This is a genomic window from Actinosynnema pretiosum, from assembly GCF_002354875.1.
GTDB classification, from domain to species: Bacteria; Actinomycetota; Actinomycetes; order Mycobacteriales; family Pseudonocardiaceae; genus Actinosynnema; species Actinosynnema auranticum.
In genome coordinates this window covers 746,275-761,971 of record NZ_CP023445.1, presented here as the reverse complement: position 1 = coordinate 761,971, position 15,697 = coordinate 746,275, and the positions used below count along the sequence as shown (strand labels likewise).

The 15,697-nt window shown below is 72.7% G+C and carries 17 protein-coding genes; 10 read left to right on the top strand and 7 right to left on the bottom strand.

Translation table 11 applies throughout. The features are described from left to right. Positions 1-45: 45 nt before the first annotated feature. Positions 46-369: a hypothetical protein gene (locus CNX65_RS03535; RefSeq protein ID WP_096497589.1), complete on the bottom strand. Its 324-nt coding sequence runs from the start codon at positions 367-369 to the stop codon at positions 46-48. Positions 370-398: 29 nt separating this feature from the next. Beyond that, positions 399-1,280, bottom strand: coding sequence for a mycothiol conjugate amidase Mca (gene mca, locus CNX65_RS03530; RefSeq protein ID WP_096491482.1), 882 nt, complete (start codon positions 1,278-1,280; stop codon positions 399-401). Positions 1,281-1,389: 109 nt separating this feature from the next. Here mca and CNX65_RS03525 point away from each other — a divergent pair, with 109 nt between their 5' ends. Both CNX65_RS03525 and greA read left to right on the top strand, forming a co-directional pair. Then, complete coding sequence (locus CNX65_RS03525) at positions 1,390-1,809, top strand: DUF4307 domain-containing protein (RefSeq protein WP_096491481.1); 420 nt, start codon at positions 1,390-1,392, stop codon at positions 1,807-1,809. A gap of 207 nt (positions 1,810-2,016) precedes the next feature. Then, positions 2,017-2,511, top strand: coding sequence for a transcription elongation factor GreA (gene greA / locus CNX65_RS03520; RefSeq protein WP_096491480.1), 495 nt, complete (start codon positions 2,017-2,019; stop codon positions 2,509-2,511). Positions 2,512-2,698: 187 nt separating this feature from the next. On the opposite strand, the gene CNX65_RS03515 is transcribed toward greA, so the two are convergent. Then, a complete protein-coding gene (locus tag CNX65_RS03515) occupies positions 2,699-3,220 on the bottom strand; it encodes an Lrp/AsnC family transcriptional regulator (RefSeq protein ID WP_177154494.1) in 522 nt (173 codons plus the stop codon). 75 nt (positions 3,221-3,295) lie between these two features. Here CNX65_RS03515 and hppD point away from each other — a divergent pair, with 75 nt between their 5' ends. The 3 genes from hppD to CNX65_RS03500 all read left to right on the top strand — a co-directional run bounded on the left by hppD (position 3,296) and on the right by CNX65_RS03500 (position 5,152). After that, entirely contained in the window at positions 3,296-4,477 is a 1,182-nt protein-coding gene (hppD, locus tag CNX65_RS03510; protein WP_096491479.1) for a 4-hydroxyphenylpyruvate dioxygenase, read from the top strand. 133 nt (positions 4,478-4,610) lie between these two features. Further along, complete coding sequence (locus tag CNX65_RS03505; RefSeq protein ID WP_096491478.1) at positions 4,611-4,835, top strand: hypothetical protein; 225 nt, start codon at positions 4,611-4,613, stop codon at positions 4,833-4,835. A 44-nt stretch (positions 4,836-4,879) separates the two neighbouring features. Continuing rightward, positions 4,880-5,152: a DUF2277 domain-containing protein gene (locus CNX65_RS03500; RefSeq protein ID WP_096491477.1), complete on the top strand. Its 273-nt coding sequence runs from the start codon at positions 4,880-4,882 to the stop codon at positions 5,150-5,152. A gap of 109 nt (positions 5,153-5,261) precedes the next feature. Here CNX65_RS03500 and CNX65_RS03495 read toward each other — a convergent pair whose 3' ends face one another. The 3 genes from CNX65_RS03495 to CNX65_RS03485 form a co-directional block, all read right to left on the bottom strand. Continuing rightward, positions 5,262-6,413 (bottom strand): cystathionine gamma-synthase, encoded by a 1,152-nt coding sequence (locus CNX65_RS03495; protein ID WP_096491476.1) that lies wholly within the window; start codon positions 6,411-6,413, stop codon positions 5,262-5,264. A gap of 200 nt (positions 6,414-6,613) precedes the next feature. Then, the gene (locus CNX65_RS03490) at positions 6,614-7,735 is read right to left on the bottom strand and encodes an RDD family protein (RefSeq protein WP_096491475.1); all 1,122 of its coding nucleotides are present in this window, start codon (positions 7,733-7,735) and stop codon (positions 6,614-6,616) included. A 195-nt stretch (positions 7,736-7,930) separates the two neighbouring features. Then, positions 7,931-9,301: a cystathionine beta-synthase gene (locus CNX65_RS03485; RefSeq protein WP_096491474.1), complete on the bottom strand. Its 1,371-nt coding sequence runs from the start codon at positions 9,299-9,301 to the stop codon at positions 7,931-7,933. Between the two features lie 201 nt (positions 9,302-9,502). Between CNX65_RS03485 and CNX65_RS03480 the strand changes: the two genes are divergently transcribed. Both CNX65_RS03480 and CNX65_RS03475 read left to right on the top strand, forming a co-directional pair. After that, entirely contained in the window at positions 9,503-10,723 is a 1,221-nt protein-coding gene (locus tag CNX65_RS03480) for an acetyl-CoA C-acetyltransferase (RefSeq protein WP_096491473.1), read from the top strand. Positions 10,724-10,880: 157 nt separating this feature from the next. Further along, a complete protein-coding gene (locus tag CNX65_RS03475) occupies positions 10,881-11,114 on the top strand; it encodes a hypothetical protein (protein WP_096491472.1) in 234 nt (77 codons plus the stop codon). 155 nt (positions 11,115-11,269) lie between these two features. Here CNX65_RS03475 and CNX65_RS03470 read toward each other — a convergent pair whose 3' ends face one another. Next, positions 11,270-12,076: a Bax inhibitor-1/YccA family protein gene (locus tag CNX65_RS03470; protein WP_096491471.1), complete on the bottom strand. Its 807-nt coding sequence runs from the start codon at positions 12,074-12,076 to the stop codon at positions 11,270-11,272. Positions 12,077-12,353: 277 nt separating this feature from the next. Between CNX65_RS03470 and CNX65_RS03465 the strand changes: the two genes are divergently transcribed. The 3 genes from CNX65_RS03465 (at position 12,354) to CNX65_RS03455 (ending at position 15,682) form a co-directional block, all read left to right on the top strand. After that, on the top strand, positions 12,354-13,721 hold the full coding sequence (locus tag CNX65_RS03465; protein WP_096491470.1) for an MSCRAMM family protein: 1,368 nt from the start codon (positions 12,354-12,356) through the stop codon (positions 13,719-13,721). Positions 13,722-13,747: 26 nt separating this feature from the next. Beyond that, positions 13,748-14,434 carry a class F sortase gene (locus CNX65_RS03460; RefSeq protein WP_096491469.1) on the top strand — a complete coding sequence of 229 codons (687 nt, stop codon included), beginning with the start codon at positions 13,748-13,750 and terminating at the stop codon, positions 14,432-14,434. A gap of 84 nt (positions 14,435-14,518) precedes the next feature. Further along, a complete protein-coding gene (locus tag CNX65_RS03455; protein ID WP_177154493.1) occupies positions 14,519-15,682 on the top strand; it encodes a polysaccharide deacetylase family protein in 1,164 nt (387 codons plus the stop codon). The last annotated feature ends 15 nt before the right edge of the window (positions 15,683-15,697 follow it).

Below are 15,697 nucleotides of genomic sequence, written 5' to 3'. Positions count from 1 at the left end.
GAGCCCGCGCCCCCGTCCCCGCCCCGCGCTCGCCCGCGGCCGGGCTCAGTCCTGCTTCGGCGCCTCGGCGGCCGGGGCGGCGTCCCCGCCCGCCCTCTTCTCGGCCTTGGCGGCCTTCGCGGCGGCCTTGCCCGCGGCGATGACGCTCGCGCCCGCGCTCACCGGCGCCTTCGCCTCGGCCCCCTCGCCCGCGCCCGGCGCGTCGAACGAGGCGGGCAGCTTCTTCAGCTTCTTGTTCATCGACCTGACCAGCAGGAACACCGACGCCAGCAGCAGCACCAGCATCAGCAGGCCGACCGGGGAGGACTTGCCGAAGTCCTCCTTCTGACCGCCGGGGTCGTTGTCCCTCGGCTGCTGCGCCACCACCATGGCGGTGGTCTGCGACCACTGCACCGGGCTCACACCGTCACCCTCTCCCGAATCCCCGCGAACAGGTCGTCCTCCGGCACGGTGCTGTCGACCAGCGACCGGTGGAGCTCGTACTCCTCGGTCGGCCACAGCTCGCGCTGGAGCTCCAGCGGCACCGCGAACCAGCGGCTCGCCGGGTCGATCTGGGTGGCGTGGGCCAGCAGGGCGGCGTCGCGCTGCGGGAAGTAGTCCGCGCACTCGACCTGCGTGGTGACCCGCTCCATGACGTCGGGCTGGTCCTTGTTCCAGCCGGACAGCCACTCGGTGTAGGGCGACTCCTCGCCCATGGCCAGGATCGCCTCGTGGAAGGCGGTCAGCTTGGCCCGCGAGAAGCCGTGCGAGTAGTACAGCTTGAGCGGCTGCCACGGCTCACCCAGCTCCGGGTGCGCGTCCGGGTCGCCCGCCGCGTCGAACGCGGCGATCGAGACCTCGTGGCAGCGGATGTGGTCGGGGTGCGGGTACCCGCCGTTCTCGTCGTACGTGACGATGACGTGCGGCCGGAACTCGCGGATCACCTCCACCAGCGGGGGCACCGACTCCTCCAGCGGCACGAGGGCGAAGCAGCCCTCGGGCAGCGGGGGCAGCGGGTCGCCCTCCGGGAGGCCGGAGTCGACGAACCCGAGCCAGCGGTGCTGGATGCCCAGGATCTCCGCGGCGCGCGCCATCTCCGCCCTGCGGATCTCGCCCATGTTGGCGAGCACCTCGGGCCGGTCCATCGCGGGGTTCAGGATGCTGCCCGCCTCACCGCCGGTGCAGGTCACCACCATGACCTCGTGACCCTCGGCGACGTACTTGGCCATCGTGGCCGCGCCCTTGCTCGACTCGTCGTCGGGGTGCGCGTGCACCGCCATCAGCCGCAGCTTCTCACCCATGCCGTGCAGTTCCTCCGGAACCCTGCCGTTAAAGGCCCGGTCGGGCCCTGCGACACTTCAACTCGGTTGTCGAGGTGGATTGTTCCCCACCGGCGGGAGGATCACGGAAGTGGCACGGCGCGAGCTCCCCGAAGGCAGGTACGGAACGGCCAGGAAGCCGCTGCCCAAGTGGGCCCGCTGGTCACTCCTGGTAGCCGGGGTCCTGGCGGGCGCCGCGGTCGGCTGGGCCGGGTACGCGAACTTCGGCTCGTCCCCGATCGCCTCCGACAAGCTCCGGTACAACGCGCTGGGCGACGACCTGATGGAGGTCGTCTTCACCGTCGACCGCGACCAGCCCGAGCGCCCGGTCGTGTGCGTGCTGCGCGCGCTCTCGCTGGACGGCGAGGAGGCGGGCAGGCGCGAGGTGCTCGTCCCCGCGAGCGACGGGGGCACCGTGGAGACCGGTGTCGTGCGCACGTCCAAGCCCCCGGTGACCGGAGAGGTCTTCGGTTGCTCCTACGAGGTGCCCGCCTATTTGAACCGGGAGTAGCGGCGGTGGGCCGCCCGGAGCGGCCAAGCGGGTGATCTGCGAGTTTGGGGCCGCGGCCGGGAACTGAAACCGGCCGGCGGCCGTTGCCGTCGTGTTACCCTAGCCCTTCAGCACGGCCCCGGCGCGGGCCGTGTTTTTCCGTTCCGGGCGTTCGCGTCCGGGAACTGCCGGCCCACGCAGGCAGGCCTGGAGCAAGACGAGGAGTTGGTGACCGTGAGCGACACCGAGGTGACCTGGCTGACCCAGGAGGCCTACGACCGGCTCAAGGCCGAACTGGACGAGATGATCGAGAACCGTCCGGTCATCGCCGCGGAGATCAACGCCCGCCGTGAGGAGGGCGACCTCCGCGAGAACGGCGGTTACCACGCGGCGCGCGAGGAGCAGGGCAAGCAGGAGGCCCGCATCCGCCAGCTCCAGGAGCTGCTCCGCGTCGCCAAGGTCGGCGAGGCGCCGACCGTCACCGGGATCGCCGCGCCGGGCATGGTGCTCACGGTGCGCTACGAGGGCGACGACGAGACCGAGGAGTTCCTGCTCGCCACCCGCGAGGAGGGCGCGCACGGCGGCACGGAGGTCTACTCCCCCTCGTCCCCGCTGGGCAAGGCCCTGCTGGGCGCGAAGGACGGCGAGACCCGCGAGTACGAACTGCCCAACGGCAGCACCATGAAGGTGACGCTGATCAAGGCGGTCCCGTACGCGAGCTGAACGGCGCTGGATGCCACGGGCGGCCACCGGACAGGATGGCCGCCCTTCGAGCATCCGAGCAGGGAGGGCGGGACGGGCGCCGCGGCGCCGACCCGCCCTTTTCGCGTGTCGGGGCAGGTCAGCGGCCTGGTCGGCGACCCGGTCGGCGGCCGGGCGGTCAGCGGCCGGGCGGTCGGCGGCCGGGTGCTCAGCGGGCGGGGCGTCCCCGGCGGACCCGCTCCAGCAGCGGGCGCACCCTCGGCGGCACCGGGGTCGACAGCGCGATGGACGTCGACATCCTGCGCACCCCCGGCACCGCCACGATCTCGTCGATGACCCGCTGCAGGTCGTCGTTCGACCTGGCCACCAAGCGCGCGAACAGGTCGCCCTGCCCGGTGGTGGCGTGCACCTCGCACACCTCGTCGATCGCCGACAGCCCCCGCACGACCCCCTGGCGCCCGCCCTGCGCGATCTCCAGCACCGCGAACGCGGTCAGCCCGTAGCCCATCGCGGCCAGGTCCAGCGCGGGCGGGAAGCCGGTCAGCACGGCGCGCGCCACCAGCCGGTCCAGCCTGGCCTGCACGGTGCCGCGCGCGACGCCGAGCCTGCGCGAGCACTCCAGCACGCCCAGCCTGGGCTCGTCGGTGAGCAGCAGCAGCAACCGCGCGTCGAGCGCGTCCACCACGTCCACCTCGTGGTCAGAGTGCTCAGCCTGCCGGTCATCGGGCACAGCCCACTGTACATTCTGCTCAGCGGAAACCCGGACTGTTGCCCACCTTGCGCACGCAGGCTCACGCTGTGGCCCATGACGCATCAGCTTGACGACGTGAGCTACGACCAGCTCCGCCAACTGGTGGGCCTGGTCGACTACGACGGGACGCGGGACCCGTTCCCCGTGCGGTCGATGGACGCCGTGGTCTTCGTGGTCGGCAACGCCACCCAGGCCGCGCTGTTCTACCAGTCCGCGTTCGGGATGGACCTGGTCGCCTACGCGGGCCCGGAGACCGGTCAGCACGACCACAAGTCGTACGTGCTGAAGTCCGGGTCGGCCCGGTTCGTGGTGCACGGCGGGGTCCGGCCGGGCAGCCCGCTGCTGGAGCACCACCGGGCGCACGGCGACGGCGTCGTGGACCTCGCGCTGGAGGTCGCCGACGTGGACAAGTGCGTGGCGCACGCCCGCGCGCAGGGCGCGACCGTGCTGGAGGAGCCGCACGACGTGTCCGACGAGCACGGCACCGTGCGGAGGGCGGCCATCGCGGCCTACGGCGAGACCCGCCACAGCCTGGTGGACCGCTCCCGCTACACCGGCCCGTACCTGCCGGGCTACGAGGCGCGGCAGACCCAGGTCCGCAGGCCGGAGGGCGCGCCGAAGCGGCTGTTCCAGGCGGTCGACCACTGCGTCGGCAACGTCGAGCTGGGCCGCATGGACGAGTGGGTCTCCTGGTACAACCGCGTCATGGGCTTCGTGAACATGGCGGAGTTCGTCGGCGACGACATCGCCACCGAGTACTCGGCGCTGATGAGCAAGGTGGTGTCGAACGGCAACCACCGGGTCAAGTTCCCGCTCAACGAGCCCGCGCTGGGCAAGAAGAAGTCGCAGATCGACGAGTACCTGGAGTTCTACGGCGGCGCGGGCGTGCAGCACATCGCGCTGGCCACCAACGACATCATCGGCACGATCACCGCGATGCGCGCGGCGGGCGTGGAGTTCCTGGACGCCCCCGACTCCTACTACGAGGACCCGGAGCTGCGGGCCCGCATCGGGCAGGTGCGGCTGCCGATCGAGGTGCTCCAGGAGCACAAGGTGCTCGTGGACCGGGACGAGGACGGCTACCTGCTGCAGATCTTCACCAAGCCGGTGGGCGACCGGCCGACGGTGTTCTACGAGCTGATCGAGCGGCACGGCTCGCTCGGCTTCGGCAAGGGCAACTTCAAGGCCCTGTTCGAGGCGATCGAGCGCGAGCAGGAGCGCAGGGGCAACCTCTGACCGGGTGATCACCGAGGGTGTGGCACACCCCCTACCTGCCGTTACCGCCCGTCGACCTGCGGAGGACGCGGGCGCTGCGGTGTGTGGTCCGGGTAGGCTCGCGGTGGGTTCGAGCACTCACCGGGGAGGTGGCATGGCGCTCTCGACGCGGTTCGTGTCGTTCGCCGGAGCGGTGGCCACAGCCGTGGCGCTCACCGGGACTGCCTTCTTCACCGTCGCGCACGCTGGTTGCGGCGAGGTCGGCAGGTTCGTCGAGCAAGGCGATGTGGTCGTGTACGTGGGTGGCTGCGTGGACGGCGCCGACCTGGAACCCGCTCCGGTCCAGGCGGACAACGCCAAGTACCCCTTCCAGCCCTGACCTGGTCCCAGCCCTGACCCGACACCTCGGAGGTGGCAGAAGCCGTGTGCCGCAACATCCGCGTGCTCCACAACTTCGAACCGCCCGCCACCGAGGACGAGGTCGAGGCGGCGGCGCTCCAGTACGTCCGCAAGGTCAGCGGCAGCACCCGGCCGTCGGCGGCGAACGCCGAGGCGTTCGCGGCGGCCGTCGCGGCCGTGGCCGAGGCGACCAGGGCGCTGCTGGGCGAGCTGGTCACCACCGCGGCGCCCAGGGACCGGGAGGTCGAGGCGGCGAAGGCCAGGGCCAAGGCCGCCGAGCGGTACGCGAAGAGCTGAGCAGCGGGAGCTGACGGGCGGGGGCGCCGGACCTGGGTCCGGCGCCCCCGTTCGTCGTCGGGGCCCGCTCGTCGGGGCCCGCTCGGGGCCCGTCCGCCAAGCCCGTCCGTCAGGCCAGGGCCTGCGACAGGTCGGCGATCAGGTCGTCCGCGTCCTCCAGGCCGACCGAGATCCGCACGAGCGAGGCCGGGACCTCCAGCTCGGTGCCCGCGACGCTGGCGTGCGTCATGCGGCCGGGGTGCTCGATCAGCGACTCGACGCCGCCCAGCGACTCGGCCAGCGTGAACACCTCCGTGCGCGCGCACACGTCGAGCGCGGCCTGCTCGCCGCCCTTGACCAGGAACGACACCATGCCGCCGAACCGGCGCATCTGCTTGGCCGCCGTCTCGTGGCCGGGGTGCTCGGGCAGGCCGGGGTAGAGCACGCGCTCGACCTTCGGGTGCGCGGACAGGGCCTGCGCGACCGCCTCGGCGTTGTCCGAGTGCTTCTCCATGCGGACCTGGAGGGTCTTGAGGCTGCGCAGGGTCAGCCACGCGTCGAACGGGCTGGGCACCGCGCCGGAGCCGTTCTGCAGGAACGCGAACTTGGTGTCGAGCTCCTCGTCGGAGGTGACCAGCGCGCCGCCGATGAGGTCGGAGTGGCCGCCCAGGTACTTGGTCGTGGAGTGCATGACCACGTCCGCGCCGAGGTCGAGCGGGTTCTGCAGGTAGGGCGAGGCGAACGTGTTGTCCACGACCAGCGTCACGCCCGCGTCGCGGGTGGCGTCGGCCAGCAGGGCGATGTCGGCGATGTTGAGCAGCGGGTTGGTCGGCGTCTCGACCCACACCAGCTTGGTGCTGGGGCGGATCGCGGCGCGCACGGCGTCCACGTCGGAGATCGCGACGGGGGTGTGCTCGACGCCCCACTGGGACAGCACCTTGTCGATGAGGCGGAACGTGCCGCCGTAGGTGTCGTTCGGGATGACCAGGTGGTCACCGGGGCGCAGCAGCGACCGCAGCGCGGTGTCGGTGGCGGCCATGCCGCTGGCGAACGCCCGCCCGAACCGGCCGCCCTCCAGCGCGGCGAGGCACTGCTCCAGCGCGGTGCGGGTGGGGTTGCCGGTGCGCGAGTACTCGAAGCCCCTGCGCAGCCCGCCGACGCCGTCCTGGGCGTAGGTGGAGGTGGCGTAGAGCGGCGGGATGACCGCGCCGGTGGTGGGGTCCGGCTCCTGTCCGGTGTGGATCGCCCGCGTTGCGAAGCCGAGTGGGCCGCTGTCAGTCATGGGGTCAATCTACGGCCCCGGCGCGGAGCGGACCGCCCGTCTCGCGGCGTGGGCGGGACGGGGGAACCAGGATGACCGGGGCGGGGGAACCGGGGTGGCGGGGACGGGCGAGCTGGGGGCCGGAAAGCCGAGCGCCCGCCCCACCGGTGCGGTGGGGCGGGCGCTCGGGGTGCTTCTCGCCGTCGCGGGAGCGGGTCAGCTCACCACTGCGGCGGCTGCTGGCCGTAGCCGGGCTGGGGCGGCTGGCCGTACGGCTGCTGCGGGGCCTGGCCGTAGCCGGGCTGCTGGCCGTAGGGCTGCTGCGGCTGGCCGTAGCCCGCCTGCGGGACCTGGCCGTAACCGGGCTGCTGCCCGTAGCCCTGCGGCGGCTGCTGGCCGTAGCCGGGCTGCTGGCCGTACGCGGGGGCGCCGGGCTGCTGCCCGTAGCCGCCGGGGGCGTCGGGCACGTTGACGACGATCGTCTTGACGATCTTGTCGGCCCAGGTCTGCTTCTTGCTCTCCCACAGCGGGGCGAAGTAGCCGATGCCGCAGGCGGCGCTGTCGACGAAGTGGCACAGGCCGCGCACGAACGCGCCGCCGAAGCCGATGACCTGGCCGGTCTCCTCGCTGATCAGCTTGATCTTGGCGATCTTCTTGCCGAACGACTGCCCGGTGGCGCCCATCAGGTAGAGGTTGTAGAACCCCCAGCCGATGGCGGCGAGGTAGAGGACCCCGGCGATGCTCATCATGAGGCCGAGGTCGCTCGGGCCGACGCTGCCCATGAGGACCGCGGCGATGATCGCGGCCACGAGCACGACGCCCTGGTCGATCAGGCCTGCGATGACGCGGCTGCCCCACTCGGCGTACCCGCCGGCGGGCGGGGCGGGCTGGCCGTAGCCGCCGTGCCCGTAGGCCTGGGGGATGCCCGTCGCGGGCTGCTGGCCGTAGCCGGGCTGGCCGTACGGGGACGGGGGCTGGCCGTACGGGTTCGGCGCGGCGGGCTGGCCGTACGGGTTCGACGGCGGGTACCCCGGCTGCTGCGCCGGGAAGCCGCCCGAGGCGGACGGCGTGCCGTACTGCGGGGCCTGGGCGCCGGACCCGCCGGGCACGACCTGGGTCGCGTCGGAGCCGGGCTGCGCGCCCTGGGTCATGCCGGGGGTGACCACCTGCGTGGCGTCGGGGTTCGCGCCCGCTCCCTGCGGCACGACCTGGGTCGCGTCGGGGTTCGCGGCGGGCTGGCCCGCGCCCGGCGGCACGACCTGGGTCGCGTCGGGGTTGGGAGCCGCGGGGGGCTGGGGCTGACCGCCGAACTGCTGGTCCCCTGGCGGCTGCGGAGCGTTCATCGGAGTGTCCAACCCCCTAGGCGTGTGCCCGTTGGTCGTAGTGGTTCGCGGATGTGCCTGCCCAACGCTAGCGGATGGCGTGCGCCCGATCGTGGGCAACCGCAGAACCGAGCCGGGTCCCGCCCCAGATCAGAGACCTGGGACGGGACCCGTCGGTGGTGGTGGGAACGGTTCCGGGAACCGCTCGGGGACCGGTCAGCGACCGGCGAGGAAACCCAGGATGTCCTGCCGGGTCACCACTCCGGCGGGCTTGCCGTCGTCCAGCACGAGCGCGCCGTCCGCCGAGGACAGCGCGGTCATCGCGGCGCCCACCGGCTCGCCCGCGCCGATCGTGGGCAGCTTGACCGACATGTGGGACTCCAGCCGGTCGGCCAGGTGCGCCTTGCCGGTGAACAGCGCGTCGAGCAGGTCGCGCTCGTTGACCGCGCCCGCCACCTCGGCGGCCATGACCGGCGGCTCGGCGTTGACGACGGGCATCTGCGAGACGCCGTACTCGCGCATGATCGCGACGGCCTCGGCGACCGTCTCGTTCGGGTGGGCGTGCACCAGGTCCGGCATGGTGCCGTCCTTGCGGCGCAGCACGTCGCCGACGGTCGCGCCGGTGGAGTCGGGGGCCAGGAAGCCGTACTGGGCCATCCACTGGTCGTTGAACACGCTCGACAGGTAGCCGCGCCCGCCGTCGGGCAGCAGCACGACCACGACGTCGTCCGGCCCGCACTTCTCGGCCACCCGCAGCGCGGCGGCGACCGCCATGCCGCAGGAGCCGCCGACCAGCAGGCCCTCCTCGCGGGCCAGGCGCCGGGTCAGCTCGAACGAGTCGGCGTCGGAGACGGCGACGATCTCGTCGCACACGGTGCGGTCGTAGGCGTCCGGCCAGAAGTCCTCGCCGACGCCCTCGACCAGGTAGGGCCGCCCGGAGCCGCCGGAGTAGACCGAGCCCTCCGGGTCCGCGCCGATCACCTTCACCCGGCCCTCGGAGGCCTCCTTGAGGTAGCGGCCGGTGCCGGAGATCGTGCCGCCGGTGCCGACGCCCGCCACGAAGTGGGTGATCCGGCCCTCGGTCTGCCGCCACAGCTCCGGGCCGGTGCCGTGGTAGTGGCTGGCCGGGTTCTCCGGGTTGGCGTACTGGTTGGGCTTCCACGCGCCGGGGATCTCGGCGACGAGGCGGTCCGACACGTTGTAGTACGAGTCGGGGTGCTCGGGCGCGACGGCGGTCGGGCACACCACGACCTCGGCGCCGTAGGCCTTGAGCACGTTGCGCTTGTCGACGCTGACCTTGTCCGGGCAGACGAAGACGCACTTGTAGCCCTTCTGCTGCGCCACCAGCGCCAGGCCCACCCCGGTGTTGCCCGAGGTCGGCTCGACGATGGTGCCGCCGGGCTTCAGGGCGCCGGACCGCTCGGCCGCCTCCACCATCCGCAGGGCGATGCGGTCCTTCACGCTGCCGCCGGGGTTCAGGTACTCGACCTTGGCCAGCACGAGCGGCTTGAGCCCTTCAGCGACCGCGTTGAGCCGCACCAGCGGCGTGTTCCCCACCAGGTCGACGACGCTCTCGACGTACTCCACCGGTCCAGGTCCCTTCCACGGCGTTCCACGACGCGGACGAGCGTATCCGGCGGGAGGGCCCGTCCGCCGCCGCCGAGCACGGGGTGGGACGGGGACCAGGTCACCTGTCCGGGCGACGAAGTGCTGAACGAGCGTTAACTTGAGGGGCGTGGGCGCGCGTCGAGGCGCGCCGAACGGCGACATCGTGAAGGGGTTCCCACCATGCCTGAAGCCGTCATCGTCTCAGCGGCCCGCTCCCCGATCGGCCGGGCGGGCAAGGGGTCGTTGAAGGACGTCCGGCCCGACGACCTGGCCGTGCAGGTGGTGCGGGCGGCGCTGGAGAAGGTGCCCGAGCTGGACCCGGCGCGGATCGACGACCTGATGCTCGGCTGCGGGCTCCCCGGCGGCGAGCAGGGGTTCAACCTGGCGCGGGTGGTGTCCGTGCTGCTCGGGCACGACGGGCTGCCCGGCACGACGGTGACCCGGTACTGCGCGTCCAGCCTCCAGACGACCCGGATGGCGCTGCACGCGATCAAGGCGGGCGAGGGCGACGTGTTCGTCAGCGCCGGGGTCGAGGTGGTCTCCAGCTTCGCCAGGGGCAGCTCGGACAGCTGGCCGGACACCCGGAACCCGCTGTTCGCGGGCGCGGCCGAGCGCGGCCGGGCAGCGGCCGAGCAGGGCGCGGACGGCTGGCAGGACCCGCGCGAGCTGGGCGAGCTGCCGGACGTGTACATCGCCATGGGGCAGACGGCGGAGAACCTGGCGCTGGCCGAGGGCGTCTCGCGGGCGGAGATGGACGAGTTCGGGGTCCGGTCGCAGAACCTCGCCGAGCAGGCGATCGCGAGCGGGTTCTGGGCTCGGGAGATCACCCCGGTGACCACGCCGGACGGGACGGTCGTCTCGGCGGACGACGGGCCCCGCGCCGGGGTGACGCTGGAGGGCGTGTCCGGGTTGAAGCCGGTGTTCCGGCCGGACGGGCGGGTCACCGCCGGGAACTGCTGCCCGCTCAACGACGGGGCGGCGGCGCTGGTGGTGATGAGCGACGTGAAGGCCAAGGAGCTGGGGATCACGCCGCTCGCGCGGATCGTGTCCACCGGGGTGTCCGGGCTGTCGCCGGAGATCATGGGGCTGGGGCCGGTGGAGGCCTCGCGGCGGGCGCTGGCGCTGGCCGGGCTGTCGGTGTCGGACATCGACCTGGTGGAGATCAACGAGGCGTTCGCGGCGCAGGTCATCCCGTCCTACCGGCAGCTGGGGGTCGACCTGGACCGGCTGAACGTGAACGGCGGGGCGATCGCGGTCGGCCACCCGTTCGGGATGACCGGGGCCCGGATCACCACGACGCTGATCAACTCGCTGCGGACGCACGACAAGCAGTTCGGGCTGGAGACGATGTGCGTGGGCGGCGGGCAGGGCATGGCGATGGTGCTGGAGCGGCTGAGCTGAGCTGAGGGCCGCCCTCGGGCGGTGTCCGCGCGGTCCCGCCGTTGAACCATCCGGTGGAAATGCGCGGACGCCGCCCGGCGGGGCCTGTCCGGCCGGGTGATCAGCCGGCAGCATCCCCCTCCGGGCGGTCGGGAGCCCGCCGAACGGAGGAGGCGGCATGGCGCACGTGTGGTGGCGCGTCGGCTCGGACCCGCTGTGCCACGCCTTCCCGCCGCCGGGCGACCAGCAGGCGGGCGACCACCTGGCGGCCTGCTCGGGGGCGCGCAGGCCCCCGGACGGCGCGGGCGGCCAGGCGCACGGGCCGCTGTGCGTGGCCTGCCTGGTGCGCCTGGAGGGCGCGGGCGCCGCGCTGGCCGCGCACCCCGGCCCGAGGAGCGGCCAGCCCTGCTGACGGCGGGGCCATCCCCGCAGCCCCCGGGAAGCCCCCGGACGAGCGCGCCCCGGAAGACCCCCGGAAAGGCGAAAGACGCCCCAGCCTGTACGGCCGAGGCGCCTTCCTCATCCAGTTGGCACGGGGTGTCCCCCTCCAGGGCTGACCCGTCCGGGTCAGTCGTTCTGGAAGTAGGACAGCAGGCGCAGGATCTCCAGGTACAGCCACACCAGGGTGGTCATCAGGCCGAACGCGGCCCACCAGGCCCACTTCGACGGGACGCCGCTGCGGATCATCTCGTTGGCGGCCTCGAAGTCCAGCAGGAAGCTGAAGGCCGCGATGCCGATGACGACCAGCGAGAAGACGATCGCCAGCGGGCTGCCGTCGCGCAGGCCCAGGTTCACGCCGAACAGGCCCATGAGCAGGTTGGCGAGCATCAGCACGCCCGCGCCGACCATCGCGCCGATGACCCACTTGGTCAGGCGCGGGGTGACGCGGATCGCACCGGTCTTGTAGACCACGAGCATTCCGGCGAACACGCCGAACGTGCCGAGGATGGCCTGCCAGGCGATGCCGGGGAAGAACGCCTCGAACACGCCGGTGATGCCGCCGAGGAACACGCCCTCGGCCGCGGCGTAGGTGAGCACCAGGGGGGCGCTCGGCGTCTTCTTGAAGATGATGATCAGCGAGACGACGAGACCGATGATCATGCCGGGGAGCGTCAGGGCGATCGGGTTGACCGCGCCCGTCAGCACCAGCCAGGCCGAGACCAGGCCGGTGACCAGGGTCAGGCCCAGGGTCACGGCGGTCTTGGTGACCACGTCGTCGATCGTGATGGGGCGCTCGCCCGAGGCCTGCTGCTGCGGGTAGCCGCCGCCGTACTGCTGGCCGTAGGGCTGAGCCTGTCCGTACTGCTGCCCGAAGCCCGCGGGCCCCCCGCCCTGGGGCAGGTTGCGGAACGCGGGGTTGCTGCTGGTGCGCACCTCAGTGTCCTCCTGTTGGCGTCTCGCGCCTTCACGGGGTTCAACGTCCGCACGAGCAGATCGGTTCCCGGCGGGTAAAACGGACTTTACCCAGTGGAGCTGTCAGTTACCACCTACTTGAGTGGCGGAGCGTAGTCACCCCGTACCCCAGTGGCGGCTTGTCCGCACCTTCGGTACCGGGAAAGCTCACCAGGCCAGCACCTTCCGCACCCATTTTCAGGGAGTCTTGCCAATCATGGGCTGGAGACGACTCGCTGGGGCTACGCTCGCGGCCGGTGTGACCTTGCTCGCTTTACCTGCGGCTATCGCCCAAGCGGCGCCGCAGGAGGGGCTCGGTTACCAGCACGAGGCGCAGCCCTACAAGGATCGCCCCAACGGGCCGGGGTGGTCCGGTTCCTACATCTGGAACAAGAAGCAAGTGTGGTGCGTCGCTTACGCGCTCAAGGCGCCGGACAGCGACGTCGAGTACAAGGAAGGCGACGAGCTGCTCACCAAGGGCGGCAAGTCGCTCGCGCCGGACGTCGCTGCGAACATCTCCTACCTGCTGCTGCGCTACAGCACCACGACCTCGGCCGACGAGGCCGCTGGGCTGTCGCACCTGCTGCACACCTGGACCGCCGCGCCGGACGCCCAGGCGGGCATCGCGATCGGGGCCGACGTCCCGTTCCAGAAGGTCGCCTACGACGAGCAGTTCAACTACGACCGGCTGCCCGCCTCCGCGCACGAGGCGATCGCCCGCATGAAGGCCGACGCCGAGGCCAACCGGGGCCCGTGGGCCGCGCAGGTCATCGCGCCGACCGGCGACCAGCTGATCGGCACGGCCGACACCTGGACCGTGACCGTGTCCAAGCAGAGCGGTGGCGGCGTCGGCGGGGTCCCGGTGACCGCCGAGCTGACCGACGCGAAGATCGAGGGCAGCGACGCCGGGACCGCGGAGCTGGTCACCCCGGCCGACGGCAAGCCCCTCACGCTGAAGGTCGTCCCGACCGGCCCCTCCCCCTCGGTGGCCGTTCGACTGGACAGCCCGGCCGACAAGCCGGTCGTGCACGTCCCGGCCGACAGCGCCATGCAGCGCATCGTCACCACCGGTGGCGAGAAGAAGCTCACCGCGAACGCGTCCGCCTCCGCGAAGACCCCTCCGGGGATCGTGAAGATCGGCAAGGTGGACTCCGAGACGAAGAAGCCGCTCGCGGGCGCGGCGCTGCGGGTGACCGCGGCGGACGGGTCCACCCCGGCGGTCCTGCAGGACGAGAGCCCGCTGGTCGGGCCGGAGGGCACCCCCGTGGTGCTCCAGACCGGCGCCGACGGCACCGCGGTCGTGGAGGACCTGCGCACCCCGCAGGAGATCTGCGTGATCGAGGTGGCCGCGCCGAAGGGCTACGAGGAGAACTACGACCCGAACGCGCCGCCGAAGGCGTGCGGGAAGGTCGAGCCGGGCCAGACCCTGGTCCTTCAGCTGAGCAACAAGCCGAACAAGCCGATCGTGCCCATCACCATCCCGGCCGGTTCCGAGGGCGGGGTGGCGCTGGCGACGGCGTCCTTCACCACGGTGACCGCGCCCGGCGCGGTGGCGGGCTTCGCGGGCGCCGTGCTGGTCGGCGGCGTCGCGCTGGGCCTGGTGGTCCGGCGGCGGCTGGCGGCCTGAGGTGATGATCCGGCGGTGCTGAGCAGATGGTGAGAGCTCTGCTGGCCGGTGCGGCGGTGGTGGGCGTCCTGTCCACCACCGCCGCTCTGGCGATCACGGCGCCCGACGCGGTGGTGACCGGGCTGGCCAGGCCCGCCGACCCGGTGGTGCCGCACCCGCTGGGCGACAGCCTGCGCAGCGGGCGCGGCGTGGACCTGGCCGGGATGCGGGCCGGGTCGAACGCGCCCGCCGACCTCCCGGTCCCCGAGCCGCCGCCACCGCCCGCCGCGCAGGTGCGGCCGGGCACGGTGCGGCTGCCCCTGGGGAACACCGCGAAGCTGGTGCGCAGCGAGGTGACCCCGGACGGGGTGCTGCCGGTGCCGGACGGCGTCGGCGAGGCGACCTGGTGGGGCGTGGACCTGGGCGCGCCCGAGGGCGCGACGGTGCTGGCGGGCCACGTGAACTGGAAGGGCGCGACGGGGCCGTTCGACGAGCTGTGGCGGGCCGAGGCGGGCCGCGAGGTGCTCGTGGTGGACACCTCGGGCGCCGAGTACCGGTTCGCGGTGCGGGACGTGCTGGCGGTGCGCAAGGACGAGCTGCCGCGGCGCGCGGTGGAGCTGTTCGGGCCGTCGGGCGAGCACCGGCTGGTGCTGGTGACCTGCGGCGGCCGGTGGGTCGGCGGGCAGCTGGGGTACGAGGAGAACCGCGTGGTGGTGGCGACGCCGGTCGGCTGAGCGCCGCCGGTGGGGAGCCCGCGCGGGCGCGCCGGTTTCCGCATGAAAGCAACCTCCGGACGCAATGTCCCGTCCACGAGGGTTGTGAAGCGATGGGGCTGGCTCTCGACGGTGGTCGCGCTCGCGGTGGTCCTGGTCGTGCTCGCGGTGCTCGGCGCGCGGGAGTCGCCGCCGGGCGGGGGCGCGGGCGAACCGGCCGCGCGGCTGCCCGGTGTGACGACCGGGTCGTCCGCGAGCGCGGCCCCCGCGCCGACCGTTCCGCCGCACCCGGACCCGCCGTCCTGGATGCGCAGGCTCCAGCCCGGCGAGAAGCCGCCGCAGTTCCTGCTGTTCTCCTTCGACGGCGCGGCGTCCAAGGAGCACTGGGACCGGCTGAACCCGATCGCCGCGCGGACCGGCGCGCACGTCACCGGGCTGCTGTCCGGGGTGTACCTGCTGACCGAGCAGCAGGGCGCGGCGACCTACCGGGGGCCCAAGCAGGGCGCGGGCAGGTCGGACATCGGGTTCGGCGGCACGCAGGCGGACGTGGAGCTGCGGATCGGCTACCTGAACCAGGCGATCGACGACGGGCACGAGATCGGCACGCACTACAACGGGCACTTCTGCGCGGGCGGGGCGTCCAGCGTCGGCGACTGGGACACCGCGGACTGGGGCAGCGAGCTGGAGCAGTTCTTCCAGATCGTGGAGAAGGCCCGCGCGAAGGGGTTCAAGCTCGACCCGAGCGCCGTGCGCGGCGGGCGCACGCCGTGCCTGGAGGGCAGGTGGGACCAGGCGTTCCCGGCGATGCGGCAGCGCGGGCTCGTCTACGACACCAGCCACGTGAGCCTGGGCGTGCAGTGGCCGTCGGTGCGGGACGGGGTGTGGGAGTTCCCGATGCCGGAGGTCCGGGTTCCCGCGCTGGGCAAGCAGGTCGTGATGATGGACTTCAACCTCTGGTACGCGCTGGACGGCGCGAAGGAGAAGACCGATCCGGCGAACGTGCCGCTGTTCACCCAGGTCGTGGTGGACACCTACCGGTCGGTGCTGCGGGCGGCGGCGAACGGGAACCGGGCGCCGGTGGTGATCGGCAACCACTTCAACGACTGGGCGGGCGGGGCGTTCAGCGAGGCGGTGGAGCGGTTCATGGGCGAGGCGTGCGGCGCGGGCGGCGCGGTGTGCGCGACCTACACCGAGGTGCTGCAGTGGATGCAGCTCCAGGACCCCGAGGTGCTGGAGCACTACCGCCGGATGCCCGCGGCGATGAACTGACGCCCCGCGCCCACC